The 25771-nt window shown below is 72.5% G+C and carries 25 protein-coding genes; 15 read left to right on the forward strand and 10 right to left on the reverse strand.

Annotated features, from left to right (window positions below; all coding sequences use genetic code 11):
* Positions 1 to 40 precede the first annotated feature (40 nt).
* The 8 genes from ACIRP2_RS27660 (at position 41) to ACIRP2_RS27695 (ending at position 7659) form a co-directional block, all read left to right on the forward strand.
* Entirely contained in the window at positions 41 to 1207 is a 1167-nt protein-coding gene (locus ACIRP2_RS27660; protein WP_404254822.1) for an acyl-CoA dehydrogenase family protein, read from the forward strand.
* Positions 1204 to 2232 carry a bifunctional MaoC family dehydratase N-terminal/OB-fold nucleic acid binding domain-containing protein gene (locus ACIRP2_RS27665; RefSeq protein WP_404254824.1) on the forward strand — a complete coding sequence of 343 codons (1029 nt, stop codon included), beginning with the start codon at positions 1204 to 1206 and terminating at the stop codon, positions 2230 to 2232. Before ACIRP2_RS27660 ends, ACIRP2_RS27665 begins: the two co-directional genes overlap by 4 nt.
* Positions 2232 to 3350, forward strand: coding sequence for an acyl-CoA dehydrogenase family protein (locus tag ACIRP2_RS27670; RefSeq protein ID WP_404254826.1), 1119 nt, complete (start codon positions 2232 to 2234; stop codon positions 3348 to 3350). Before ACIRP2_RS27665 ends, ACIRP2_RS27670 begins: the two co-directional genes overlap by 1 nt.
* A complete protein-coding gene (locus tag ACIRP2_RS27675) occupies positions 3347 to 3796 on the forward strand; it encodes a MaoC family dehydratase (protein WP_404254828.1) in 450 nt (149 codons plus the stop codon). Before ACIRP2_RS27670 ends, ACIRP2_RS27675 begins: the two co-directional genes overlap by 4 nt.
* Positions 3793 to 4974, forward strand: a complete 1182-nt coding sequence (locus ACIRP2_RS27680; protein WP_404254830.1) for a lipid-transfer protein — start codon at positions 3793 to 3795, stop codon at positions 4972 to 4974. The genes ACIRP2_RS27675 and ACIRP2_RS27680 overlap by 4 nt, the downstream gene beginning before the upstream one ends.
* Positions 4971 to 5828 (forward strand): MaoC/PaaZ C-terminal domain-containing protein, encoded by an 858-nt coding sequence (locus ACIRP2_RS27685; RefSeq protein WP_404254832.1) that lies wholly within the window; start codon positions 4971 to 4973, stop codon positions 5826 to 5828. The genes ACIRP2_RS27680 and ACIRP2_RS27685 overlap by 4 nt, the downstream gene beginning before the upstream one ends.
* The gene (locus ACIRP2_RS27690) at positions 5821 to 6636 is read left to right on the forward strand and encodes a 2-keto-4-pentenoate hydratase (protein WP_404254834.1); all 816 of its coding nucleotides are present in this window, start codon (positions 5821 to 5823) and stop codon (positions 6634 to 6636) included. The genes ACIRP2_RS27685 and ACIRP2_RS27690 overlap by 8 nt, the downstream gene beginning before the upstream one ends.
* A gap of 96 nt (positions 6637 to 6732) precedes the next feature.
* Complete coding sequence (locus ACIRP2_RS27695) at positions 6733 to 7659, forward strand: 3-oxoacyl-ACP reductase (RefSeq protein ID WP_404254836.1); 927 nt, start codon at positions 6733 to 6735, stop codon at positions 7657 to 7659.
* A 46-nt stretch (positions 7660 to 7705) separates the two neighbouring features.
* On the opposite strand, the gene ACIRP2_RS27700 is transcribed toward ACIRP2_RS27695, so the two are convergent.
* The gene (locus tag ACIRP2_RS27700; protein ID WP_404254838.1) at positions 7706 to 8317 is read right to left on the reverse strand and encodes a TetR family transcriptional regulator; all 612 of its coding nucleotides are present in this window, start codon (positions 8315 to 8317) and stop codon (positions 7706 to 7708) included.
* 174 nt (positions 8318 to 8491) lie between these two features.
* Here ACIRP2_RS27700 and ACIRP2_RS27705 point away from each other — a divergent pair, with 174 nt between their 5' ends.
* The 4 genes from ACIRP2_RS27705 to hsaA all read left to right on the forward strand — a co-directional run bounded on the left by ACIRP2_RS27705 (position 8492) and on the right by hsaA (position 13926).
* Positions 8492 to 10051, forward strand: coding sequence for an FAD-dependent oxidoreductase (locus tag ACIRP2_RS27705; protein ID WP_404254840.1), 1560 nt, complete (start codon positions 8492 to 8494; stop codon positions 10049 to 10051).
* Positions 10052 to 10197: 146 nt separating this feature from the next.
* Positions 10198 to 10992 carry an SDR family NAD(P)-dependent oxidoreductase gene (locus tag ACIRP2_RS27710; protein WP_404254842.1) on the forward strand — a complete coding sequence of 265 codons (795 nt, stop codon included), beginning with the start codon at positions 10198 to 10200 and terminating at the stop codon, positions 10990 to 10992.
* 70 nt (positions 10993 to 11062) lie between these two features.
* Positions 11063 to 12700, forward strand: a complete 1638-nt coding sequence (locus ACIRP2_RS27715; protein ID WP_404254844.1) for an AMP-binding protein — start codon at positions 11063 to 11065, stop codon at positions 12698 to 12700.
* Between the two features lie 59 nt (positions 12701 to 12759).
* Positions 12760 to 13926 carry a 3-hydroxy-9,10-secoandrosta-1,3,5(10)-triene-9,17-dione monooxygenase oxygenase subunit gene (gene hsaA, locus ACIRP2_RS27720; protein ID WP_404254846.1) on the forward strand — a complete coding sequence of 389 codons (1167 nt, stop codon included), beginning with the start codon at positions 12760 to 12762 and terminating at the stop codon, positions 13924 to 13926.
* A gap of 154 nt (positions 13927 to 14080) precedes the next feature.
* On the opposite strand, the gene ACIRP2_RS27725 is transcribed toward hsaA, so the two are convergent.
* Both ACIRP2_RS27725 and ACIRP2_RS27730 read right to left on the reverse strand, forming a co-directional pair.
* Positions 14081 to 14869: an SDR family oxidoreductase gene (locus tag ACIRP2_RS27725; protein ID WP_404254848.1), complete on the reverse strand. Its 789-nt coding sequence runs from the start codon at positions 14867 to 14869 to the stop codon at positions 14081 to 14083.
* A gap of 38 nt (positions 14870 to 14907) precedes the next feature.
* Entirely contained in the window at positions 14908 to 15981 is a 1074-nt protein-coding gene (locus ACIRP2_RS27730) for an acyl-CoA dehydrogenase family protein (RefSeq protein ID WP_404254850.1), read from the reverse strand.
* 207 nt (positions 15982 to 16188) lie between these two features.
* Here ACIRP2_RS27730 and ACIRP2_RS27735 point away from each other — a divergent pair, with 207 nt between their 5' ends.
* Positions 16189 to 17355, forward strand: a complete 1167-nt coding sequence (locus tag ACIRP2_RS27735; RefSeq protein WP_404254852.1) for an acyl-CoA dehydrogenase family protein — start codon at positions 16189 to 16191, stop codon at positions 17353 to 17355.
* A 330-nt stretch (positions 17356 to 17685) separates the two neighbouring features.
* Here ACIRP2_RS27735 and ACIRP2_RS27740 read toward each other — a convergent pair whose 3' ends face one another.
* A complete protein-coding gene (locus ACIRP2_RS27740) occupies positions 17686 to 18279 on the reverse strand; it encodes a TetR/AcrR family transcriptional regulator (RefSeq protein ID WP_404254854.1) in 594 nt (197 codons plus the stop codon).
* Positions 18280 to 18394: 115 nt separating this feature from the next.
* On the opposite strand from ACIRP2_RS27740, the gene ACIRP2_RS27745 reads away from it, so the two are divergent.
* Positions 18395 to 19369 (forward strand): zinc-binding alcohol dehydrogenase family protein, encoded by a 975-nt coding sequence (locus ACIRP2_RS27745; RefSeq protein WP_404254856.1) that lies wholly within the window; start codon positions 18395 to 18397, stop codon positions 19367 to 19369.
* A gap of 410 nt (positions 19370 to 19779) precedes the next feature.
* Here the strand turns inward: ACIRP2_RS27745 and ACIRP2_RS27750 are convergent, their stop codons facing one another.
* From ACIRP2_RS27750 to ACIRP2_RS27765, 4 genes are read right to left on the reverse strand one after another with little or no spacing between them, the layout of a single operon-like run.
* Positions 19780 to 20847, reverse strand: a complete 1068-nt coding sequence (locus ACIRP2_RS27750) for an NAD(P)H-dependent flavin oxidoreductase (RefSeq protein WP_404254858.1) — start codon at positions 20845 to 20847, stop codon at positions 19780 to 19782.
* Complete coding sequence (locus ACIRP2_RS27755; protein ID WP_404254860.1) at positions 20844 to 21620, reverse strand: CoA-transferase subunit beta; 777 nt, start codon at positions 21618 to 21620, stop codon at positions 20844 to 20846. The genes ACIRP2_RS27750 and ACIRP2_RS27755 overlap by 4 nt, the downstream gene beginning before the upstream one ends.
* Positions 21617 to 22465 (reverse strand): CoA transferase subunit A, encoded by an 849-nt coding sequence (locus ACIRP2_RS27760; protein ID WP_404255121.1) that lies wholly within the window; start codon positions 22463 to 22465, stop codon positions 21617 to 21619. The genes ACIRP2_RS27755 and ACIRP2_RS27760 overlap by 4 nt, the downstream gene beginning before the upstream one ends.
* Positions 22466 to 22479: 14 nt before the next feature.
* Complete coding sequence (locus ACIRP2_RS27765) at positions 22480 to 23235, reverse strand: enoyl-CoA hydratase family protein (RefSeq protein WP_376286595.1); 756 nt, start codon at positions 23233 to 23235, stop codon at positions 22480 to 22482.
* 133 nt (positions 23236 to 23368) lie between these two features.
* Here ACIRP2_RS27765 and ACIRP2_RS27770 point away from each other — a divergent pair, with 133 nt between their 5' ends.
* Entirely contained in the window at positions 23369 to 24289 is a 921-nt protein-coding gene (locus ACIRP2_RS27770; RefSeq protein WP_404254862.1) for an SDR family oxidoreductase, read from the forward strand.
* Between the two features lie 62 nt (positions 24290 to 24351).
* Here ACIRP2_RS27770 and ACIRP2_RS27775 read toward each other — a convergent pair whose 3' ends face one another.
* Both ACIRP2_RS27775 and ACIRP2_RS27780 read right to left on the reverse strand, forming a co-directional pair.
* On the reverse strand, positions 24352 to 24843 hold the full coding sequence (locus ACIRP2_RS27775) for a nuclear transport factor 2 family protein (protein ID WP_404254864.1): 492 nt from the start codon (positions 24841 to 24843) through the stop codon (positions 24352 to 24354).
* On the reverse strand, positions 24840 to 25733 hold the full coding sequence (locus tag ACIRP2_RS27780; protein WP_404254866.1) for a TIGR03619 family F420-dependent LLM class oxidoreductase: 894 nt from the start codon (positions 25731 to 25733) through the stop codon (positions 24840 to 24842). Before ACIRP2_RS27780 ends, ACIRP2_RS27775 begins: the two co-directional genes overlap by 4 nt.
* Between the last annotated feature and the right edge of the window lie 38 nt (positions 25734 to 25771).

Below are 25771 nucleotides of genomic sequence, written 5' to 3' on the forward strand. Positions count from 1 at the left end.
GGGCCCGGCCCGTTCGGCGGCGACAACCGAGGAGAACCACATGAAACTGCGCGAGAGCGTCGCGCACCAGGAGCTGCGGCGGGAACTGAGGGCGTACTTCGCGGGTCTGATGCCCGAGGACGAACGCCGTCGCGTCGGCGAGGAGGGAGTGGGCGGCGAGCGCTTCCGCGAGGTCGTCAAACGGCTCGGGTCGGACGGCTGGCTGGGCATCGGCTGGCCCACCGAGTACGGCGGACAGGGCCGGCCGGTGGAGGACCAGTACGTGTTCTTCGACGAGGTCCAGCGGGCGGGTCTGCCCTTCCCGTTCGTCACGGTGAACACCGTCGGCCCGACCCTCATGGCGTACGGATCCGAGGAGCACAGGAGGCGTTTCCTGCCCGGCATCCTCTCCGGTGACATCGTGTTCGCGATCGGCTACACCGAGCCCGGGGCCGGTACCGACCTCGCCTCGCTGACCACCCGGGCGGTCCGGGACGGCGACACGTACGTCGTCGACGGCAGCAAGATCTTCACCAGTGGGGCCAACACCGCCGACCACGTGTGGCTCGCCGCCCGGACCGACCCGGACGCCCCCAAGCACAAGGGCATCTCCATCCTGATCGTGCCGACCACCGGGGAGGGCTTCTCCTGGAGCCCGATCCGCACGGTCGGCGGCATGGTCGTCACCGCGACGTACTACAGCGGGGTGCGCGTCCCGGCCGGCGACGTGGTGGGCGAGGTGGACGGCGGCTGGCGGCTGATCACCGCACAGCTGAACCACGAGCGCATCGGACTCGCCGCCCTCGGCGGTCGCATGATCCAGCTGTGGGAACAGGTGCTCGACTGGGCCAAGGAGAACGGGACGGCCGACATCCCGTGGGTGCGGCAGGAATTCGCCCGTACCCACGCCCGGCTCGAAGCGATGCGGCTGATGAACTGGAAGATGACCTCGGCCGTCGCCCGGAACGCGCTCACCGGCGCCGACGCGGGGGCCGCCAAGGCGTACGGCACCGAGACGCACATCGACGTCCAGCGCGGCCTGACCCAGATCCTCGGTGCCGCCGGACGGGTCCGGCCCGAGTCGCCCGGCGCGGTCCTCGGCGGGCAGATCGAACAGCTCTCCCGGCAGGGCATCGTGAACACCTTCGGCGGAGGCGTCAACGAGGTCCTGCGCGACATGGTCGCCACCCAGGGGCTCGGACTGCCGCGCACGGGGCGTGGCGCGTGAACCGGAACAGCGACCGGCCGGGGCCGCGGTACGAGGAGCGGCTGGCGGCTTTCGCCGGACGCGAGCTGTACGCCCCGACGCCGGCCCAGGACCCCGTCAACCAGGCGATGATCCGGCACTGGACGGAGGCGATGGGCGACACCAACCCGGTGTACACCGACGCCGGTGCGGCCCGTGCCACCGGGCGCGGCGGGGTGGTCGCGCCCGCCTCGATGGTCCAGGCGTGGACGATGCGCGGATACGCGGCCACCGTCTCCCCGCCGCCCGGCCGGAGCGGCTTCGACGAACTGGCCGGCCTCCTCGACGAGGGCGGCTACACCTCCGTGGTGGCGACCGACTCGGAGTTCGCCTTCCACCGGGAACTGGAGCCCGGGGACCATGTCTGCGTCCAGGAGACCGTCGAGTCGATCTCGGCGGAGAAGAAGACCGGACTCGGGCCGGGGCGGTTCGTCACCACCCTGAAGTCGTACCGCGACCAGCACGGTGGGATCGTCGCCACCCAGCGCTGGCGGACGCTGAGGTTCCGTCCGGCGGGCACGTCGTCGGTTCCGGCCTCGGAGGCGGGGAAGATCTCCGAGGCCGGACCCGCACCGGCAACGGATCCGGTCCCGAATCGCGCCCCACGCCCCCGTCCGGCGGTCAATCGTGACAACGCCTTCTTCTTCGAGGGCGCACAGGAGCACCGGCTGCTCATCCAGCGCTGCGCCGACTGCTCCGAGCTGCGCCACCCGCCGGGTCCCTGCTGTCCGCGCTGCAACTCGCTGGAGTGGGACACCGTCGAGGCCTCGGGTCGCGGCCGTGTGTACAGCTTCGTCGTGAACCATCACCCGCGACACCCCGCCTTCGACTTCCCGCTGGTCGTCGCGGTCGTCGAACTCGCCGAGGGAACCCGCCTCATCACCAATCTGACCGGTGTCGCGCCGCAGGACGTCGCGATCGACATGCCCGTGGTCCTCGACTGGCTCGACGCCGACCCCGATCCGACCCTGCCGGTGTTCCGGCCCACCCCGACGGAGGCGCCCTGATGGATTTCTCCCTGGGAGAAGAGCTCGAAGCGGTCCGTGACCTGGCGCGTGAGATCTTCACCGACCGTGTCACGCCCGAGCGGCTGCGAGAGGTGGAGATCTCGCCGGCCCGCGTCGACGAACGGCTGTGGGGCGATCTGGCGGCGGCAGGTCTGCTCGGGGCCGTGCTGCCCGCACGGGACGGCGGCGCCGGACTCGGCCTGGCCGGGCTCTGTGTCCTCCTTGAGGAGCAGGGCCGGCGGGTGGCGCCGGTGCCGCTGTGGCCCGCGCTGACCGGTGCGCTGGCCGTCGCCGCGTACGGCACCTCGGCGCAGCGGGCACAGCTGCTGAAGGGCCTGGCCGACGGCTCCGGGCGACTGACGCTCGCCCTGGAGGAGTTCGGCCCCGCCGATCCGCTGGTGCCGGGGACGACCGCGACGGCCGACGGTCCGGGATGGCGGCTCAGCGGGGTCAAGGCCGTGGTGCCCGCGCCGGTCGGCGCGCGGCACGTGCTGGTGACCGCCGCCACGGGTTCCGGGCCCGGCCTCTTCCTGGTGGCGTCCGACGCCACCGGTGTGACCTGGGAGTACGCCGAGACCACCAGCCACGACCTCGGTGCCCACCTCGCTCTGGACGAAACCCCCGCCGAGGCGGTCGGCACGCCGGGCAGCGGGGTGGTCGAGCACCTCGTCCGGAACGCCTTCGTGGCGCTGGCCGCCGTCCAGGCGGGGGTCGCCGACGGCGCACTGCGGTATGCGGCCGACCATCTGCGCGAGCGTTGCCAGTTCGGCCGCCCGCTCGCCACCTTCCAGGCCGTGCAGCACCAGCTCGCCGACTGCTACATCGACATCGAGGCGATGCGGGTCACGCTGTGGCAGGCGGTGGACGCGTCGACGGAGCCCTGCGACGCCGGGACCGCCGACCGGGCAGCGCTGGTGGCCAAGTGGTGGGCCACCGAGGGCGGTCTGAACACCGTGCACCGCGTTCAGCACGTGCACGGCGGCATCGGCGTCGACACCGACTACCCGGTGCACCGTCACTTCCTGTGGGGCAAGCAGATCTCCACCACCCTGGGCGGCGCGGGCGCGGATCTGGCGCGCCTCGGCGCCCTGGTGACCGGCGGGACGGTGACCTCGTGACGCGGCAGGCCGACACCGTGCTCCCACCCACCCGTGCGTACGAGAAGGTGGCCGTCGGCGACCTGCTTCCCGCGCTGCCGGTCCCGGTGACGCGCACCCTGATCGTCGCCACCGCCCTCGCCAGTCGTGACTACCAGGACGTGCACCACGACCCCGAACTCGCCCGGGAGCGCGGCTCCAAGGACATCTTCATGAACATTCTGACCAGCAACGGCCTGGTCGACCGGTACATCACCGGCTGGGCCGGCCCGGCCGCCGTGATCAAGGGCATCCGCATCCGGCTCGGCGCCCCCAACCACCCCGGCGACACCATGGTGCTCACCGGCACCGTGGTGGCGAAGTCGGACGCGGACCACCGGGTCGAGATCGCCGTCGAGGGCACCAACAGCCTGGGGGCCCACGTCACCGGAACCGTCGCGGTGCAGTTGCCGGGGGAGGCGCGATGAGTACCGGCCCGCTCTCCGGGACCGCCGCCGTGGTCGGGATCGGCGCCACCGAGTTCTCCAAGAACTCCGGGCGCAGCGAACTCCGGCTCGCCTGTGAGGCCGTGCTCGCGGCCCTCGCCGACGCGGGTCTGCGGCCCGCCGACGTCGACGGGCTGGTCACCTTCACCGCGGAGACCAACTCCGAGATCCATGTGGCCCGCAACACCGGCATGGGCGACCTGACGTTCTTCTCGCGCATCGGGTACGGCGGCGGGGCGGGCTGCGGCACGGTGCAGCAGGCGGCCATGGCCGTGGCCACCGGAGCCGCCGACGTGGTCGTCTGCTACCGGGCCTTCAACGAACGTTCCGGCGAGCGGTACGGGCTCGGCCAGGCCGCCCGCCCCATGGACACCACCGCGGACCGCGCCGCCTACGCCTGGATGACCCCGTTCGGGCTGAGCACCCCCGCTCAGTGGGTGGCCATGTTCGCCCGCCGCTACATGCACGAGTACGGTGCCACCACCGACGACTTCGGCCGGGTCGCCGTGGTGGACCGCAAGCACGCCGCGAACAACCCGGCCGCCTGGTTCCACGGCCGCCCCATCACCCTCCAGGACCACCGCGACTCCCGCTGGATCGCCGAGCCGCTGCGGCTGCTGGACTGCTGCCAGGAGACCGACGGCGGCCAGGCCCTGGTGGTCGTCTCCGCCGAACGCGCCCGCGACCTGCCGCACCCGCCCGCGGTCATCCGCTCGGCGGCCCAGGGGCTCGGCGCGGACCAGCACATGATGACCAGCTACTACCGGCCCACCATCACGGGCATCCCGGAAATGGGCCTGGTCGGGAGGCAGTTGTACCGGCAGAGCGGCCTCGGCCCCGACGACGTCGACGCGGCGATCCTCTACGACCACTTCACCCCGCTGGTCCTTCCCCAGCTGGAGGAACTGGGCTTCTGCGAACCCGGCGAGGCGAAGGACTTCATCGCCGACGGCCACCTGGAGGTCGGCGGCAGACTGCCGGTCAACACCCACGGCGGACAGCTGGGCGAGGCCTATCTGCACGGCATGAACGGCATCGCGGAGGCCGTCCGGCTGGTCCGCGGCACCTCGGTGAACCAGCCGGACAAGGCCGACCACGTCCTGGTCACCGCCGGGACCGGCGTTCCCACCAGCGGCCTGATCCTGGGAGCCGACCGATGACCGAATCAGCTTGGCAGGGCCGTGGACTCGGCACCCGTACCGTCTCCTACACCGCACGTGACGCGATCCTGTACGCGCTCGCGGTCGGCGCCCCGGCGGACAGGCTCGACCTGGTGTACGAGGAGCGCCTGCGGGTACTGCCCACCTTCGCGCTGACCCTGGCCCAGTGGGCGCCCGACGCGCTCGGCGAGCTCGGCGCCTTCGATGTCACCACCGCCGTGCACGGCAGCCAACGCCTCGTGATGAAGCAGCCGTTGGACGCCTCGGGCGAGCTGACGACATCGGCGCGTGTGGCGGCCGTCTGGGACAAGGGCTCCGCCGCCGTCTTCGACGTGGAGGTGTCCTGCGAGCGCTTCACGGCGACCTGGTCCGTCTTCGCCCCGGGTCGCGGCGGCTTCGGCGGCGAACGCGGCCCGTCCGCCCCGCGCCGCCCGGACCGGCCTGCCGATCACACACCGACCGTGACCACGCACTCCCGGCAGGCGGCTTTCTACCGGCTGCTCGGCGACCGGCACGCCATGCACATCGACCCGGAGGCGGCGAAGGCGGCGGGCATGCCCCGGCCCTTCCTGCACGGGCTGTGCACCCTCGCCGCGAGTCTGCTGCCCTTGGCCGACGGGCTCGGCGTGCATCCGGCCGGACTGGTGGAGCTGGAGGCCCGGTTCGCCGCACCGGTGTACCCCGGCGACCGGCTCGCCCTGCGCGGCTGGACCGCGCCCCGCGGCGAAGGCGCCCCTCACGATGTCGCCGTGCGCTTCGAGGCGTCCGTCGACGACGCCCGCGCGGTGCTCACCGGCGGCCGTGCCCGATTCGCCGCCGGCCCCCCGGACCAGAAGGAGAACCCCGATGCTTGAACCCGCGCAGCGCGCCGAGGCCGCCGAAGTGCTGTGGGCCGCACAGCGTGACCGGGCCCCGGTCGAACCGCTCACCGCCACCTGCCCGGGGATCGACGCCACCGACGCCTATGAGATCCAACTGATCAACATCCGCAGACAGTTGGCGGACGGCCGAACGGTCCGGGGGCACAAGGTGGGCCTGTCCTCGAAGGTCATGCAGCAGATGATGGGCGTCGACGAGCCCGACTACGGCCATCTGCTCTCGGACATGGTGCTGCCCGAGGGGATCCCCGTGGCGGCCGACCGCTACTGCCACCCCCGGATCGAGGTCGAGATCGGATACGTACTGGGCCGGAGCCTGCCGGGGGAGGGGTGCACCACGGAGGACGTTCTCGCGGCCACCGAGTACATCGTCCCCGGCATCGAACTCATCGACAGCCGGATCAGGGACTGGAGGATCCGGCTCGCCGACACGATCGCCGACAACGCCTCGTCCGCCGGGGTGATCCTCGGCAAGTCCCGGGTCCGGCCGCAGGACCTGAATCCGGCCGACATCGCCGCCGTGCTGTACCAGGGCGGTGCGGAGATCGCCCGCGGCAACACCCGTGCGGTGCTCGGCGACCCGACCGAGGCCGTCGCCTGGCTGGCGCGCAAGGTGGCGACCTACGGGGTGCGCCTGGAGGCCGGGCACGTCGTACTGCCCGGGTCCTGCACCCGGGCCGTCGACGTACGGGCGGGGGACGAGTTCCGGGCCGAGTTCGAGGGGCTCGGTTCCGTTTCCGTCGGCTTCGTCCACTCAACGGGACACCACCGGCCCAAGAACTGAAATTGATACTAGTTTCGCGGGCGGGACGCACCCCCGCGCCACCGCCGGAGTGCGCCGACGTATCCAACAGCTCGACGGAACACGGAAAGAGGCAGCATGAGCTCGACGAACACCCTGGAGGGGCGCACCGCGGTCGTCACCGGTGCCGGAGCGGGGCTCGGCCGCGCCGAGGCCCTCGCCCTCGCGGGACTCGGTGCCGATGTGGTGGTCAACGACATCGGCGCGGCGGCCGAGGACGTGGTCGCAGAGATCGAGGCCCTCGGCGCGAGGGCGGTCGCGGTCACCGGTGACGTCGGGGACTGGTCCATGGGCGACCGTCTGGTGCGGGCCGCCCTGGAGGGCTTCGGCAGCTTGGACATCGTCGTCAACAACGCGGGCGTGCTCCGCGACAAGATGCTGTTCAACCTCACCGAATCCGACTGGGACGACGTCATCCGGATCCACCTCAAGGGTCATGCCGCCGTCTCCCGCGCCGCGGCGGCGCACTGGCGTGCGGCCGGCAAGGCGACCGGCGCCCCGGTCTACGGCCGCGTGATCAACACCTCGTCCGAGGCGTTCCTGTTCGGTGCCCCCGGCCAGCCGAACTATTCCGCCGCCAAGGCCGGCATCACCGCGCTCACCCTGGCCACCGCACAGGGCCTGGCCCGCTACGGCGTGCGCGCCAACGCCATCTGCCCGAGGGCCCGCACCGCCATGACCGCCGACGCCTTCGGTGCCGGCGTGAACGCGCCGGGCGGCCTCGACATCATGGCCCCGGAACGGGTCGCCACCCTCGTCGCGCACCTGGCCTCGCCCGCCGCCGACGGGATCAACGGGCAGGTCTTCGTCGCCTACGGCGACATGGTCGCCCTGCTCGCCCCGCCCACCGTGGAACGGAAGTTCACCGCCGCCGACGGCACCTTCACCGCCGAGGAGCTCGACGCCCAGCTCACGCCGTACTTCAGCGGCCGCGACCCGCACCGCACCTACGCGGCCCACAGCGTCGCCGGACTCGACACGACGGGCACGCAGAAGACCCCGTGAGCGCGGGTACCGTCCCGGCCGACGCGCGTCCCGCCCGCCGGCCGGGTCAGTCGGTGTCCGTCGCCGGGGCGAGCAGAAGCCGGCAGGCCATCCGCAGGTCGGCGTCGGCCTCCTGCGGAGTGAGCCGCTCATTGAGCCGGGCCTGGAGCACCCCGTACCAGAGCAGGATCAGCAGCCGCAGACGGGTGATGTGATGTTCCGTGGGCTGCTCGACGCCCCAGGCCCGCAGCAGCAGATCGAGGAACCCCGTGTCGATCCGCGCCAGGTCGGGGACGGTCGAGGCGCGGGCGGCATTCGCCGACTGGATCATCGCGATGGCGAGGGCCGGGCGGCGCAGCAGCTTGCGGGTGGCGCTGCCGAGCGCCTCGAAGACGACGTCCTCGGGTGAGGCGTCCGCCGCGCGGTCGGGCAGTCGCGCGCCGAAGTCCTCGATCTGGTCGGCCATCAAGGCCGTGAACAAATGGGTCTTGGAGGGGAAATACCGGTACAGGGTGCCGATCGCCACCCCCGCGGACCTGGCCACCTCGTGCATCTGCACCCGCTCCAGCCCCGTCTCGGCGGCGAGATCCGCCGCCACCTTCAGGATGCTCTGACGGCGTGCGCGCTGCCGGGGCGAACTGGGCTCGGCCCCCGCCCTGGCCTCGGCGATTCTGGGCACGCTGCCACTCCCTCCAGGCGCTCGGTTCCGTCGACGGCCTCCGACAATACGCGGGCCCGGGCCCCGCGTCAGGTGCCGCCCGGACGCCGTACCGGTCAGCGGGACCGGCCGTACACCCGCGGCCGCCCGCGCGGTCTGCTGAGGTCCCACACCACCGAGGCGCAGGAGGGGCTCATGCGAGGCTGCCGACAGGAATGGGACGCCACCCACGACGTGATCGTCGTCGGATCCGGGGCAGGCGCGATGACCGGGGCCCTGGCAGCGGCCTCGGAAGGGCTCGACACCGTCGTACTGGAACGGACGGCGCTGCTCGGCGGCACCTCCGCGTACTCCGGGGCCGCCTGCTGGCTGCCCGGCACCCAGGTGCAGGAGCGGGCGGGAATCGACGACTCCGCCGATGCCGCCGATGCCTATCTGCGGGCTCTTCTCGGTGACGCCGAAGCCGAACGCCGGGACGCCTTCCTGCGGCACGCCCCCGAACTGGTCGCCCGGCTCGAACGCGACCCGGCCGTCGAGTTCGAGTGGCGCGCCTTCCCCGACTACGTCGCCGCCCCCGGCCGGATGGACGCCGGACGCTCCTTCGTACCCCTCGACCTGCCACCGGACCTGCTGGGCGACCTCCTTCCCCTGGTACGTCCGGCGGTCGACAGGGACCGCGCGGGACAGGGGCACCCCGACACACCACTCAGTGCGGGCCGCGCCCTGATCGGCCGCCTCCTGCTCGCCGCCACCCGCACCGGCAACGCCCTGGTCCGCATCGAGCACCGGGTCACCGGGCTGGTCACCGAGGACGGCCGGGTCGTGGGGGTGGAGGCACACACCCCGCACGGCACGGTCCGGGTGCGGGCCCGGCGGGGCGTCCTGCTGGCTGCCGGAGGTTTCGAGGGCGACGACGCACTGCGCGCCGAACACGGGGTCCCCGGCGGTGCCGCGTGGAGCATGGCACCCCGGGGGACCAACACCGGCGAGGTGCTGCGCGCCGCCGTCGCGATCGGTGCCGCCACCGGTCTCATGGACGAGGCCTGGTGGTGTCCGGGGACCGAACTCCCCGACGGCACGGCCGCGTTCACCCTGGGTCTGCGCGGCGGAATCGTCGTCGACCGATCCGGCCGGCGCTTCGCCAACGAGTCACTGCCGTACGACCGCATGGGCCGCGCCATCGCCGCCGCCGGGGGAGAGCGGACCCCCACACATCTGATCTTCGACTCCCGGGAGGGCGGCGCTCTGCCCGCCATCACCGTGCCGCCCACCGGGCCCGCGGAACATCTGGCGGCCGGTACCTGGCTGCGGGCCGACACGCCGGCGGAGCTGGCCGACCTCATCGGGGTCCCGGCCGACGCGCTGACGGACACCGTCACCCGCTTCAACGGTTTCGCCGCCACCGGCACCGACGCGGACCACCACCGGGGCGAGGACCCCTACGACCTGTTCTTCGCCGACACGAACGCCCCCGGCCCCAACCCGTGCCTGGTCCCGCTCGACCGGCCGCCCTACTACGCGGCCCGGCTGGTCCTCGCCGACCTCGGCACCAAGGGCGGACTCCGTACGGACGTCCACGCCCGCGTCCTGGACACCGAGGGCCGGCCGCTCCCGGGCCTGTACGCGGCCGGAAACACCAGTGCGTCCTTCACCGGCCGCGTCTACCCGGGTCCCGGCGTCCCCATCGGCACCGCCATGGTCTTCGCCTCGCTGGCCGTCGGGCACATGACCGGGCAGCCCGGCGTCACCGCCTGACGCCGGGGCGGGCGAAGGCGTCCCGGCCAGTGGGATGTGCGGCGGCGTGGCCCCGGACGGCCGTTCTACGGTCACGCCACCGCCGCGGTGCAGGGGCGGGGGAGGGGCCGGGCCGGGATCGCCGGGCAGGACGAGAGAGGGACTCGATGATCGACAAGAGCGTGTACGGGCCATGGGCGGTCGTCGCCGGGGGCTCCGAAGGGGTCGGCGCCTCGTTCGCGCACCGGCTCGCGGACGCCGGGATCAACCTGGTGCTGATCGCCCGCAAGCCCGGTCCGCTGAACGAGACGGCCGAGCGGGTACGCGCCAAGGGTGTCGAGGTCCGCACCCTCGAACTCGACCTGCTCGACCCGGAGGCCCTGGCGTCGGTCCGCGCCGTGACCGACGGCCTGGAGGTCGGCCTGCTGATCTTCAACGCGGGTGCCAACAGCTACGGCCACGAGTTCGTGACCGGCGAACTCGACCGCGTCCAGGGGGTACTGGACCTGAACATCACCGCGCAACTGGCTCTCACCCACCATTTCGGGGCCCTGATGAAGGAGCGGCGCCGCGGCGGCATCATGCTGGTCGGCTCGCTCTCCGGCTACCTGGGCCAGGCACGGATCAGCGTCTACTCGGCCGCGAAGGCATTCAGCCGCGTCTTCGCCGAAGGTCTCTGGCTGGAACTGCGGCCGTACGGCGTGCACGTCCTCGAACTCGTCCTCGGCGTCACCCGGACGCCCGCCATGGAGCGTGCCGGGTTGCGCATGGACCTGCCCGGTCTGCGTGTCGCCGAGCCGGACGATGTCGCCGGGGAGGGGCTGGAACACCTCGCCGACGGTCCGGTCCGGGTGGCCGGCGGGAACGCCGAGGCGGCCGAGAAGCGCAGCGGATTCTCGCGCGCCGAACTGGTCCTCGGTGCCCACGAGGCGTCCAGGCGCCTTCTGCCCGCGTCGTCCTGACGATACATCAGGTGCCTTTGCCCGGCCTTCCCCGTACCCACCGCGCAGGCCGATCCCTCCCGGAGAGCAGATGAGCGAGACCGAGCACCCCCTGACGATCCCCGCCGCCCTCGACCTCGCCGCGACCCGGAGCCGTGACCGGGAGGCGGTGGTGGACGGTGAGGTGCGACTGACCTGGGAGCAGCTGCGCGACCGGGTGCGGGAGGCGACGAAGGCGCTCATCGGACTCGGCATGCGACGCGGCGACCGGATCGCCGTCTGGGCGCCCAACAGCCACCACTGGGTGGTGGCCGCGCTCGCCGTCGCATCGGCCGGGGCGGTGCTGGTACCTGTCAACACGCGCTACAAGGGCGGCGAGGCGCGCCGGATCCTGGAACGCAGCGCGGCGCGGCTGCTGTTCGTGGAGAACGGCTTTCTCGGCAAGGACTACCTGGCCATGCTGGGTGCGGGTGCGGGTGCGGGTGCGGGTGCGGGTGCGGGTGCAGGTGACGGCGCGGGCCTCGGGGACGCCGGAGAGCCGGTGCCGGGGCTGCCCCGCCTGGCCGGCGTGGTGACGCTGGACGGCGCCGAACGGCCCGGCACCCTGGCGTGGGACGACTTCCTCCGGCTCGGCGCGCGCGTGCCGGACGCGGAGGCCGCCGTCCGTGGTGCGTCCGTGCGCCCCGACGACCCTTCCGACCTGCTCTTCACCTCGGGCACGACCGGCCGGCCCAAGGGCGCGCTGACCACCCATCAGCAGAACCTCACCACGTACCGGGCCTGGTGCGGCCGCACCGGAGTCACCGGCGACGACCGTTACTTGATCATCAATCCGCTGTTCCACTGCTTCGGATACAAGGCCGGCGTGCTGGCCTGCCTGCTGCGGGGCGCCACGATGGTGCTGCAGCCGGTGTTCGACGTGGGCCGGGCCCTGCGCGCCGTCGAGGCCGAGCGGATCACCGTCCTGCCCGGCCCGCCCACGATCTACACCGAGCTCCTGGACGCGCCCGACAGGGGCCGGTTCGACCTGTCGTCGCTGCGGCTGGCGGTGACCGGTGCGGCCGTGGTGCCCGTCGCTCTCGTCCGGCGGATGCGGGCCGAACTCTTCCCGGAGGTGCTCACCGCGTACGGCCTGACCGAAAGCTGCGGCACGGTCACCGCGTGCTCCGCGGGCGACGACGCCGAGACGGTGGCCCTGACTGCGGGCCGCCCCATCGACGGCGTCGAGGTGCGGGTGGCGGACGGCGACCGGCGTCCACTGCCCACCGGGCGGGACGGCGAGATCATGGTGCGCGGCTACAACGTGATGCTCGGATACCTGGACGATCCCGCAGCCACCGCGGCGGCCGTCGACGCGGACGGCTGGCTGGCCACCGGTGACGTGGGCCACCTCGACCAGCGCGGCAATCTGATCGTCACCGGCCGCTCGAAGGACATGTTCGTGGTGGGCGGGTTCAACGTCTATCCGGCGGAGGTCGAGCAGGTGCTCGCGGGGCACGACGCCGTCGCCGAGGCCGCCGTGATCGGGGTTCCGGACGCACGGCTCGGGGAAGTCGCACGCGCCTATGTGACGGCCCGTCCCGGTGCCGGGACCGACCCGGACGACCTCGTCGGCTACTGCCGCGAGCGGCTTGCCAACTTCAAGGTCCCGCGCGAGGTCGTCGTGCTGGGGGCCCTTCCCCGAAACGCCTCCGGCAAGGTCGACAAGGCCGCGCTGCGGGCGAACTGACGGACGCGGTGCCGCGCGCACCGCACGTACACGGCTCGCGAGGGCATGGAGGACGGACGATGGGCAATCAGGTTCTGGAGTCGGTGCGCGCTCTGCTGCCGGCCATCGGGAAACGGGCCGTCGCCGCGGACGAGGCGCGGCGCATCCCGAGGGCCACGGTCCGTGAGCTCGCCGAGGCCGGTGTGTTCCGGATGCTCCAGCCGGCCCGGTACGGCGGTACCGAGGCCGAACCCGCCGACTTCTACCAGGTGGTGCGGGAGATCTCCGCGGTGTGCTGCTCCACCGGGTGGGTGGCGTCCGTCCTGGGCGTGCATCCCTGGCAGTTGGGCCTCTTCCCGGCTCGGGCGCAGGACGACGTCTGGGGCGACGCCCCGGACACCCGTGTCTCCTCGTCGTACGCGCCGGTGGGCCGGCTCACCCCTGTCGACGGCGGCTACCGGCTCACCGGCCGGTGGAGCTTCTCCTCGGGTTGCGAGCACGCCTCGTGGGCGCTGCTGGGCGCTCTCGTCGTCGGGGCGCGGGGACGGCCGGTGGACTTCCTCACCGTCCTGGTGCCCCGGTCCGACTACACGATCGAGGACATGTGGGACGTGGTCGGACTGCGCGGCACCGCCAGCAACGACATCCTCGTCGAGTCGGCGTTCGTGCCCGCCCACCGGGTGCTGCGCAACTACGAGCAGGCCCAGTTGAAGGGGCCGGGGCAACAGGTCAACCGGGGGCCGCTGTACCGGCTGCCGTTCGGTGCGATCTTCACGAGTGCCATCGCGGCACCGGTGATCGGCGCCGTGTCGGGCGGCTACGAGTCGTACGTCTCGCTGATGAAGGAGCGCGTGCGCCTCAGTCTGGGCGGTGGCAGGTTCACCGAGGACCCGTTCGCCCAGGTCGCCATCGCACGCGCCGCCTCCGACATCGACGCGACCGTTCTGCAGACGGAACGGAACCTGCGCGAGCTGTCCGAACTCGCCGCCGCCGGGAGGGAGATACCCATGGAGCTGAGGCTGCGCACGCGCCGGGACCAGGTCCGCGGCACCGAACGGGCCGTCGCCGCGATCGATCTGCTCTTCAAGACCGCCGGCGGCAACGCGCTGCGGCGCGGCAACCCCATCGAGCGCGCCTGGCGGGACGCCCACGCCGGCAGCGTCCACGTCGCCAACGACGTGGAACGGGCCCTCGCCATGTACGGTCGCGGGGCCTTCGGTCTCACAGTCGAGGACAACCTGGTCTGAGGGCCGTCCCGGCCCGGGGGTACGCGCCCCGCGCGGACTGCCGTCGCCCGGGACCCGAGCGCGTGAGCCGGCCGGGGCCCCCACCAGGGGCCCCGGCCGACTCATGTCCGGGTCCGGTCCATGTCCGGGCCCCGCCGAAGCGTCCTCGCCCCGTTCACTCCCGCCCGTCGGCCGACTTCGCGGCGAGATAGCGGGCGGGGAACTCCCCACCGCCGTGCACCGCGAGGTCCGCCCCGTTGACATATCCGGACAGCCCGCTCGCCAGGAACAGGCAGGCGCGGGCCACGTCCTGGGGGAAGGCCATGCGTTCCATCGGGATGACGCGCGCCACCGACGCCCCGCCGTCCGTGCCGTAGACGGCTGCCGCGCTCGCGGTGCGGATCAGCCCGGTGGTGATGTGGTTGACCCGCACCTCGGGAGCCCACTCCAGCGCAAGCGCCTTGGTGAGGGCGAGCAGTCCTGCCTTGGCGGCCGTGTAGGCGGCCGTGCCGGGCTGCGGGTCGTGCGCGGAGACGCTGCCGATGTTGATGACCGAACCGCCGCCGTGCTGGGTCCTCATGACGCGGTGGGCCGCCTGCGCCACGTAGAACGGCGCGAGCAGGTTGAGTGCGACGATCCTCTCCACGAAACGGGGCGAGACGGTGGCCGCGTCGGCGTCCGGGGAGCCGCCCGCGTTGTTGACGAGCACGTCGAGGCGGCCGAAGCGTTCCACCGCCGCGTCGACGAGCCGGACCGCCGCCGCGGGGTCGCGTACGTCGGCGGGAACGAAGAACGCCACCCGGCCCCGCACCGCCGGCGTCGTGTCCGGGGCGTTGCGGCCGCAGACGACCACGTCGGCCCCGGCATCGAGGAACGCCTCGGCGATGGCGGCACCGATGCCCTTGGTACCGCCGGTGACGAGCACCACGCGTCCGGTGAAGTCCAACGGGTTGCCGATGTCCATGATGTACGGCCTCTCTGCCGGGTGTGCCCGATCGGTGGTCAGTTCGCGGTCAGCCCGAGCCCGGCGGCGAGCCGCGCCCGGTGCCGCGCGGCCGAACCGAACAGTTCGCCCGCTCCGTGCGCCCGCTTGAAGTAGCGGTGCGCGTCGTGCTCCCAGGTGATGCCGATGCCGCCGTGCAACTGGATCATCTCGCCGGCCACCGCCGAGAACGCCTCGGAGCAGACCGACTTCGCGACAGCGGCGGCCCGTGGCAGCGCGCCGGGGTCCTGGTCGGCGGCGAAGGCGGCGCCGAGCGCCGCCGAACGTGCCGACTCCACCAGGACGTAGGCGTCCGCGAGCCGGTGCTTGACGGCCTGGAACGAGCCGATGGGGCGACCGAACTGGACGCGGTCCCGGGCGTAGGCGACGGTGAGTTCGAGACAGCGCCCGGCCGCGCCCACCTGCTCCGCGGCGAGCGCCGCGCAGGCCAGGTCCCGTACCTGCGCCAGGCTCCGTCCGCCGTCGCCGTCCACACCGATCAGTCGCGCCTCGGCGCCGTCGAGCACCCACCGTGCCTGGCTCCGCGTGCCGTCCATGGTGACGACGGGCGCGCGGTGCGCCCCGGCGGCGTCCACCGCCACGTCGAAGAGCGAGACCCCGGCCGCCGTACGGGCCGCGACGAGCAGCACATCGAGCCGGGGCCAGTCCAGCACATGCTCCTTCGTCCCGGTGACGCGCCAGGTCCCACCGGGTCCGGGCACGGCCTCGGCGCGTACCGCCTCCGGGTCCCAGGATCCCTGCTCGGCCCAGGCCAGGGTTCCCACCGAGCCGCCCTCGGCGAGCCCCGGCAGCAGACGCCCGCAGGCCGCCTTGTCGCCGGTGGCGAGCAGCGCGCCGGCCGTGAGTACCGCCGAGCCGAGGAACGGCAGCGGACTCAGGCTCCGGCCCAGCTCCTCCATCAGCACATGGACATCCCGGGCACCGCCGCCCGCCCCGCCGTACTCCTCGGGCACGGCGAGACCGGCGACGCCGATCTGCTCGGTCAACGGCCGCCAGCCCTCGGCTCCTTCGTGCCGGCTCAGCAGTGACCGTACGGCCGACCGCAGTTCTTCCTGCTCCTCAGTCAGCCGCATCGGGCTGCTCCCCTCGGTGTGGTACGCACTGTCGTGCGCGTCGGGCGGCCCGTACATGGGCCCGGCAGGCGGTCGCGGTGTCCCGGCGGCCGCGCGGCGGGCGGGCCCTGCGGATCCACCGGGACGGGCCGGTTCCGGCGGTGCGGCCGAACGGCCGTGCGCCTGCAACGCTTCCCTAACAAGTGTTTGGTAGATTAACGTAACCTCATGAGCAGCGTCGAGGAGTTCCGCACCGAGATCCGCGGGTGGCTGGCCGCCAACCTCACCGGTCCCTTCGCGGGTCTGCGAGGTCGCGGCGGACCCGGCCGCGAGCACGAGGCCTTCGCCGAACGGCTCGCCTGGGAGCGGCACATGGCGGCGGCCGGCTGGACCTGCATCGGCTGGCCCGAGGAGTACGGGGGCCGGGGCGCGAGCATCGAGCAACAGGTCGCCTTCCACGAGGAGTACGCCCTCGCCGACGCGCCCGCCCGCGTCAACCACATCGGCGAACAGTTGCTGGGCCCGACCCTGGTGGCCTTCGGCACGCCGGAGCAGCGGGCCCGCTTCCTGCCGCCGATCGTCGCGGCCGAGGAACTGTGGTGCCAGGGCTACAGCGAGCCCGACGCCGGCTCCGACCTGGCGAACGTCCGGACCAGGGCCGAGCGCGACGGCGACTCCTGGGTGGTCACCGGGCAGAAGATCTGGACGTCACTCGCCCACGAGGCGCAGTGGTGCTTCGTGCTGGCCCGCACCGAGCCCGGCTCGTCCCGTCACGAGGGCCTGTCGTACCTCCTGGTCCCGCTGGAACGGCCCGGTGTCGAGATCCGGCCGATCGCCCAGTTGACCGGCACCAGCGAGTTCAACGAGGTCTTCTTCGACGGGGCCCGTACACGCGCCGAACACATCGTCGGAGCCCCGGGCGAGGGCTGGCGCGTCGCCATGGCCACGCTCGGCTTCGAACGCGGTGTCTCCACCCTCGGTCAGCAGGTCGGCTTCCGGCGCGAACTCGAAGCCCTCATCGAACTGGCCGGACGCAACGGTGCCGCGGACGATCCGCTGATCCGTGACCGTCTCGCCCGGGCCTGGACGGGGCTGGAGACCATCCGCTGCAACGCCCTGCGCATGCTGGACGGGGTGGCGGCGGGCGCACCCGGAGCCGAAGCGTCCATCGGCAAGATCTTCTGGGCCACCTGGCACCGGGAGCTCGGCGAACTCGCCATGAGCGTCCGCGGTGCGGGCGGCATGATCGCCGCCGGCGAACCGTACGAACTCGACGACTGGCAGCGGCTGTTCCTCTTCTCCCGCTCCGACACCATCTACGCCGGATCGAACGAGATCCAGCGCAACATCATCGCCGAGCGCGTCCTCGGCCTGCCCAGGGAGATCCGTTCGTGACGCCTCGTCCGGCCCGTGTGCCGGGGCGCTGCCTCCGGGACGGGCGCACCGGGTGATCTGCGCCGCCGCGATCGCCGGGATCGGCGGCGCGACCGCCCACCCGGCGTGTCGGCCGGTCGCGCGCAGGTGAGCGGTTTCCGGGCGCTGGTGTGTCTCGAACGTCGCAAGTCGCGCGGCCGACCGGCAGTCGTGTGCGGACCCTCCGGGTCCATTGCGCAGAACTTGAGCCAGAACCCGAGCTCGGGAGGCGCAGGGTCTCTTGCCGGGGCGGCATCGGGATGCTTCTTGATCGGTCCTCGACTGTGACGTGGTGCGACCCCCTGCGGGCCGTCACGCCGCGAGCACGCCCGTGACCAGCAGTCGCAGCGATATCGCAAGCCGTCGAGCCTCCCCCTGTCCCAGCAGGTGCACGATCGGTCCGTTCTGCAGGGCGCCGAGCAGGACATGGGCCAGCAGTTCGGCATCCAGGTCAGGGCGTTCCTCGGCGATCAGCGCACTGATGTGGCAGTGCCAGAACCCGTAGACGGAGTGCTGTTCGCGCGAGTCCTCCTGGGTGTCGCGGGGGACTGCAGCCGCCTCGCCGAGAGCGGCCAGCAGGCCCTTGTTGCGCCCGACCACGTCCACCACCGCGTCGAGGAAGGCCAGCAGTCGCTGTCTGGGAGGGGCTCCCGGGCCCAGTGGCGGGGGGCCGTCCGTGACTGATTCCCGCAGGGCGTGGGCGCGTTCCAGCATCAGCTCTCGCATCAGACCCGCCCGGCTGCCGAAACGGTGGAAAACCGTGCCTTTCCCGACCCCGGCGGCGACAGCGATGCGCTCCATCGAGACCTGCTCCGGGGGGTGTTCGGCGAGGAGGCCCTCGGCGGCCTTGAGGATTGCGCGCCGATTGCGTGCCGCATCGGCGCGTTCGCGACGGACTTCGGTCATCGCTTCTCTCCTCATCCGGGACCACACCCATAGACAACTGGACCGGTGGTCCAGTACGGTCCGAATTGGACCGCCGGTCCAGTTTAGGGCAGTGCGCTGTGCAAGGAGAATTGTCATGCGACGTATCCGCTACCACTCCTACGGTGGCCCCGAGGTCCTCACCCTGGAGGAAGCCCCCGTTCCTGCCCCGGAGGCGGGGCAGGTGCTCATTCGGGCCGAGGTGATCGGCGCCAACTTCGTGGACACCCAGCTCCGGCGCGGCATGGCCCAGACCGAGCTCTACTCGCGGCCCTTACCCAGGCCCCTCACCGGCGATGTGGTCGGCACGGTCGAGGCGGTCGGGCCGGACACGGACCCGGGCCTGATCGGGCAGCGCGTCGCCACGGCCTCCGAGGACGCGTTCTGCGACCTGACCCTCGCGGACGCACGGTGGCTCGTCCCGGTACCCGACGGGCTCGACGCGGGCACGGCCAGCGCGCTCCCCATGGTGGCACCGGTGGCCATGGGCGTGCTGCGCGCCGGGCGGCTTGAGCGCGGCGAGACCGTACTGGTGCACTCCGCCGCGGGCGCCATCGGCCACCTCGCCGTGCAGCTCGCGAAGGTGCTCGGGGCGGGTACGGTCATCGCCACGGCCGGCACGGACGCCAAGCTGGACTTTGCGCGCGCCCACGGTGCCGACATCGGCGTCGACTACACCGACGAGGACTGGCCGGAGCAGGTCCGCACGGCCGTACCCGGCGGCGTGGACGTCGTCCTCGACGCGGCCGGCGGCGAGATCCTGCGCCGCAGTCCGGACGTACTGGCCCCGTACGGACGGCTGGTGGCGTACGGAGCCGCGAGCGGCGAGTTCGGCAGCATCCCCGTCACCGACCTGTTCGCTCTGAGGACCGTCACCGGGTTCTCTCTCATGGCCGCGCGAGCGGTCGACGCCGAGCAGGCTCGCAAGGACCTGGCTGAACTCACCGAGTATGCGTCCCAGGGGCTGTTGCGGACGGCGGTCCACGCCCGGCTGCCGCTGACCGAGACCGGCGAGGTGCACCGGTTGCTGGAGAGCCGAGCACAGCTGGGCCGCATCCTGGTCGTCCCGTAGGGCGGCCGGTCCGGTCCGCGCGCCCCACGGCTGACGAGCCGCGAGTGCCGAACTCAGGCCTGCGCCGCTGTGCACGAGGGGAGTCCGAATGCTCCTGCACACCGCCGGAACCATGTCCCCGGCAACGCGACCATGTCCCTCGCAGACCTGTTCGCGGAGGAACCTCCCCATCGGCTGCAGCAGGTGACAGGCAGGTGCTCAGGCGCAGGCTCCGACACCTGCCACCGACGGCCGGCCGCCCCGACCCGCGGCCGGCCGTCCCGCGTCCCCGGCTGCCGTCATTTCTCGTCGACATTCATGCGCCCATGGAGCATCGAGCGACTCCGGAACCCGTCGACGAACGCTGTTCCTGGAGATCGACGAAGCCGGTGCGGAGCCCGGACCGCCCCGGCGGCGTACGAGGGAGGCCGTCAACCGGCCCCGGAGAACATCTTCAGCGTGGTCTGCGCCTCGGTCATGATGCGGTCGACGAGTTCCGCGCAGGACGGCAGATCGTCGATCAGCCCCGCCACCTGCCCCGAGGCCATGACCCCGAGATCGGTGCGCCCGTCGATCATCGAGGCCTTCAGGAGCATCGGAGTGTTGGCGGCCATGAGGACCTGACTCCAGGTCAGCTCCTTGCCGCGCCTCATCGCCAGTCCGTCGCGGACCAGCCGGGGCCAGCTCGCCCCGGACTCCTTTCTGAAGGCCGAGGCATGTCGCAGCGCCCGCAGCAGCGAGGCCGCACGCCCCGAACGCTCCAGGGCGTCGACCAGTTCGGTACGCAGCATGCGGTGCGGCAGCCCGTCCACCTTGGTCGTGACCGTGACGTCCTTCACCGTGGCGGCCAGGTACTTCGCCTTCACCGCCGCCGGGACGGTGCTGTCGGAGGTGAGCAGGAAACGCGTGCCCATGCCGATCCCGGCCGCCCCGTAGGCGAGCGCGGCGACCAGACCGCGGCCGTCGTGGAAGCCGCCGGCCGCGACCACCGGGATGCCGACGGCGTCCACGACCTGGGGGAGCAGCACCGTGGTGGCCACGTTCCCCGTGTGGCCGCCGCCCTCGCCACCCTGCACCATCACCGCGTCGGCACCCCACGCGGCCACCTTCTCCGCGTGCCGCCGGGCCCCGACGGAAGGGATGACGACGACGCCCGCGTCCTTGAGCCGGGCGATCAGCTCCTTCGACGGCGCGAGCGCGAAGGATGCCACCCGCACCCCCTCGTCGATGATGATCCGCACCCGTTCGCCGGCGTCCCCGGCGTCCGCCCGCAGATTGACGCCGAACGGCGCGTCCGTACGGGTTTGGACCTCGCGGACCGCGGCGCGCAGCCGCTCGACGCTCATCGTGGCGGAGGCGAGAATTCCGAGGGCCCCCGCGTTCGCGGCGGCGGACACGAGGCGAGGGCCGGCCACCCAGCCCATCCCGGTCTGCACGATCGGATGCCGGACCCCGGTCAGTGCGGTGAGCGCGGTGGGGATGGATCCGGGCCCGCTCATGCCGGAACCTCGCGCTCGCGTTGTCCCTTCGGATCGATGACCTCGCGGATCAGCCGCAGTTCCGCCTCGGTGGGCTCACGGGTCAGAGGCACCTCGTCGGGGATCGTGAGGGCGAATCCGGTGGCCTCGCAGACCTGCTCGACGGTGACCCCGGGATGCAGGGAGCGCAGCCGCATCGTACGGTCGGGGGTCTCGAAGTCGAAGACGCCCAGATTGCTGATGATGTCGGGGATGCGGTGGTAGCGGGTCGCGGAGGGGCCGGCCGCCGCGGCCCGGTCGTAACCGACGCCGCTGACCATGTCGACGCGCTCGACGAACACCCGCGCCGAATGCCTGGGCACCCAGTAACTCGTCGGATTGTTCAGGGTGTTGCCGGGAGCGCCGCGTACTCCGAGCAACTGTCGCACGGGCCTGGCCCAGTCGCCGATGCAGGAGATGTTCTGGTTGCCGTACCGGTCGAGCTGGCTGGCGCCCATCATCACGTGCCGACGGCCGGTGGCGGTGAGTGCGAGGTGCTGACGGAACGGCAGCCAGCCCTCGACGATCCCCGGCTTCACCCCCACCGCGGGCACCTCGCCCATGAGCAGCGCCTCGCCGTCGGTCAGCAGCAGGTCCGGCGAGAAGGTGAGCTTCGCCAGGCGCGCCCCGATCGCCGGGACGGTGCCCATGGGGCTGGCGAGGACCTCGCCCGCGTTCCGCCAGGCCTCGGCACAGGCCACCACGCAGTAGTCGGCGCGGGTCGCCGTCGGGGTGCCGATCTCGGTGGCGCTCATGCTTCCTCCTGGTGGAACGCCGTGACGGCGGCCTGGTAGGCGGCTTCGTCCCCGGACAGGAACCGTTCGTCGAAGGCCCGCCACGCCTCGGGGTCGCGGGCGGCTCGGACGTAGGCGCGCTGGAAGGCCTCGTCGCGCTCGTGGTCGGGCACGCAGGACGTGAAGTGCGCGCCGTTCGGTGTCTCGACGACGCCGTCCACGAACAGGCGCTTGACCAGGAGGGTCTGCGGTCCGTGCTCCTTGAGCAGGTCCGCCGTGTCGACGATCCGCTCGCAGGAGACGTACGCGTGGTCGGCGGCCTCGCAGAACAGGTCGTCGAAGTACGGGTCGGGGCCCAGGTACTGGCCGTTGCCCTGTGCGTCCGCGCGATTGAGGTGGACCAGGGCCGCGTCCAGGCGCAGGGCCGGCGCCGCGACCAGCTCCTCACCGTCCTCGTACGGTGAGACGACGGTGCGCAGCGACGGGTTGACCTTCAGCACGTCCGATCCGAGACCGGCCCGTACCGGCATGAAAGGCAGCCGGTGCGCCCCGGCGGTCAGGCCCCACATCAGCATCGCCTCGTCGAGCTCGACCATGTCGAACGCACCCCGTTGCCGGGCCGCGGTGAAGTGCGGTTCGAGCGGAATGGAGTCGAGCGTCCCGAAAGCCGCGACCAGCTTGCGGACCTTCCCCGCGGCCGCGAGCAGGCCGACGTCCGGGCCGCCGTACGAGACCACGGTCAGGTCGGTGAGGTCCGAGCGCAGCAGCGCGCGCACCAGCGCCATCGGCTTGCGGCGCGAGCCCCAGCCGCCGATGCCGATCGTCATGCCGCTCTCCAGGCGGCCGACGACGTCGTCGGCCGTCATCGTCTTGTCCTGTGTCACGCCTGCTGCTCCTTGTCCGTGCCGAAGGCGTCGCGCACGCGGTCGGCGACGCCGCTGAGGTTGGCCTCGAAGGTGAAGCCCTGTTCGAACCGGTAGCTGCGGCGTACGTCGACCGGGTCGATGCCGTTGATGGCGGCCTTGGCCAGCCGGATCAGAGAGCCGTCCTTTGCGGCGATCTCACGCGCGAGTTCCAGGGCGGCCTCCGCGAGACCGTCGCGCGGGACCACCCGCCACACCGAGCCGTGCCGGTGCAGTTCCTCGGCCGTCGCCGTGCGCGAGGTGTAGTACAGGGTCCGCATCAGGTGCTGGGGGACGAGTCGTGCGAGGTGCGTGGCCGCGCCGAGCGCGCCGCGGTCCAGCTCCGGGAGGCCGAAGGTCGCGTCGTCGCTGGCCACTACGGCGTCCGCGTTGCCCACCAGACCGATGCCGCCGCCCAGGCAGAAGCCGTGCACGGCGGCGACCACGGGAACCTCGCACTCGTAGACCGCGGCGAATGCCTCGTAGCAGCCGCGGTTGGCGCCGATCAGCGCCTCGTGCCCGGCCGTGCGCTGCATCTCCTTGATGTCCACGCCCGCGTTGAAGCCGCGGCCCTCGGCGGTGAGCACCACGCACCGGACCTTCGGGTCGGCTCCGGCGGCGCGCACTGCGGCGGCCAGCTCGTACCAGCCTTGCACGGGGAGGGCGTTGACCGGGGGGAAGTCCACTGTGACGACCGCGATGCCCTCTTCCGGGGCGGAGGTGGAGACACCCATGAGCAGATCAGCTACCTTTCCACCAAATGTTTGTTAGGTAGAACGTAGCAGTGATGCGGAAGCCGCGGGAGAGCGTCGTGCCACTGAGCGGTACGGCCGCCCCGCTCCCGCCCCGACCGGAAGGACATCCGACATGACCTCACCGACCGCCCTGTGCGCCGGACGCGTCGCCGTCGTCACAGGCGCCGGACGCGGACTGGGCCGCGCACATGCCCTGGCCCTCGCGGCCGAGGGCGCCAGGGTCGTCGTCAACGACCTCGGCGTGGACCTCGACGGTTCCGGAGCGGGCACCGGTCCCGCGCAGCGGGTCGTCGAGGAGATCCGTGCGTCCGGCGGCGAAGCCGTCGCGCACAGCGGCGACATCGCCACCACCGACGGCGCGGCCTCCCTCGTCGCCACCGCGCTCGACTCCTTCGGCCGGCTCGACACCCTCGTCAACAACGCCGGATTCCTCCGCGACCGGATGCTCGTGAACCTGGATGAGGACGACTGGGACGCGGTGATGCGCGTCCACCTCAAGGGGCATTTCCTGCCGCTCAAGCACGCGGCGGCGCATTGGCGCGCCGAGGCCCGGGCCGGCCGGCTCCCCGAGGCCCGTGTGGTCAACACCAGCTCGGGGGCGGGACTGTCGGGCAGTGTCGGCCAGGGCAACTACTCCGCGGCAAAGGCGGGAATCGTCGGCCTGACCCTGGTGGCCGCCGCCGAGATGGGCCGTTACGGGGTCCAGGTCAACGCCATCGCCCCGGCCGCCCGCACCCGGATGACCGAGCAGACCTTCGCCGAGTCCATGGCGGCACCCGAGGACGGTGGATTCGACGCGATGGCCCCGGAGAACGTGTCGCCGCTCGTCGTCTGGCTGGGATCGGCGGCATCCGCCGGGGTGACCGGCCGGGTCTTCGAGGCCGAGGCGGGCCGGATCACCGTGATGGAGGGCTGGCGGCCGGGTCCCACCGTCGACAAGGGTGCCCGCTGGAGCCCGGCCGAGGCCGGGGCGGCGGCGGCAGAGCTGCTCGCCGCGTCCGAGACTCCCCAGCCGGTGTACGGCGCCCGCTGACGCCGCATCCGGACGCGCCGCGGCGGGGCGGTGGTGTGCTACCTCCCCGCCGCGGCGTCTCCTCAGCCGCGGGCGGGTTCGCCGCGAGCCCCGTCCGCCAGCAGAGCGGGAGCCTCGGGGCGGCCGTCCAGAATCCGGTTCGTCCGGGTGACCACGTGCCAGCCGGAATCCGTACGGCTGAGGCGCCAGTGGTTGGCGGTGGCCCGGCGGACCACGTACCGGCCCTCCTCGTGCACCACCATCAGCGAGTGGCACACCGCGACCGCCTCGTCGCCGTCGACCGTGATGTGCGGCGGCCCCACGACATGTGCGCATCCCTGCCGGATCCAGCCCTGATGGGCGGGGGACCCCACCATCTCGCGGATCCGCTCCCGGCCCGCGAGAAAGATCTCGTCGATGTCGTAGACACCGTCAGGTGCCCAGAGCGCGGCGACCCCGTCCGCGTCACCGCCGTCGACCAGCGGCCCGTACGCGGCCATCGTCCGGGCGATGTCGCGTTCGTCCTCAAGCCGCCTCAGGCGCGCCTCGACGGCGGCCAGCCGGTCCTCGGTCATGCCCGTCCCTCCCGGACCGGCGTCGTGCCGGGTCGGCCGGACAGGCCCGCGATCCCGGCGAGCGCCTCCAACTGTTCGACGTAGTGGCTCGCTGACTCGGCGGCCAGCGACACGCCGACCAGGGTGGCCCCGGCCTGCCACGCCTTCCGCAGCGCCTTCGACGCACGGTCCGCGTCGCCGGTCGGATCGAGCGGGCGGCCCGCGCTCAGAACCACCTCGAAGTTCTCCGGCAGCGAGGCCGCGTCGACCATCTCGCGCAGCCGGTCGAGCGACAGCCCGAACGGCACCCAGCCGTCGCCGTGCGCCACTGCCCGGCGCAGCGAGCGCGGGGTCCGGCCGCCGATCCACAGCGGCACCCGGTCCTGCACGGCGTGCGGCTCCACCACGAACCCCTCGTAGTCGAAGTGTTCGCCGTGGTGCGCCGGTTCACGCCGGGACAGGGAGGCCCGCAGCGCCGCGAGGGCGTCGTCGGCGATCGCCCCCCGTTCCTCGAAGTCGGCACCGAGCAGCCGGAACTCCTCCTCCAGACTGCCCACGCCGAGCCCCAGCACCAGCCGCCCGTCCGAGACGCGGTCCAGCGTGCCGTAGCGCTTCGCCACGGCCAGCGGATGGTGATAGCCGAGCACCAGGACCTGGGTGGCGAACCGGATCCGGCTGGTCCGGGCGGCGAGATACCCGAAGGTGGCGAGCGGGTCCCAGTAGGTTCCGCCGCGCTGTTCGGCGATGTCCGCGGGCACCGCGACATGCTCCGAGCAGGTCAGATGGTGGAAGCCGAGCCGGTCCGCGGCTTCGGCGACCACCCCCAGCTCTTCGATGCCGGCGGTGCGTTCCCACGGGGAGTGGACGCCGGGGACCGCCGTGACGACGGGACTGGTGATGCCGATCCGCATGCGGGCACCTCTCTCTGACGGGACGGGAGAGGCCATCC

Source organism: Streptomyces sp. NPDC101194 (genome assembly GCF_044767885.1).
GTDB lineage: Bacteria > Actinomycetota > Actinomycetes > Streptomycetales > Streptomycetaceae > Streptomyces.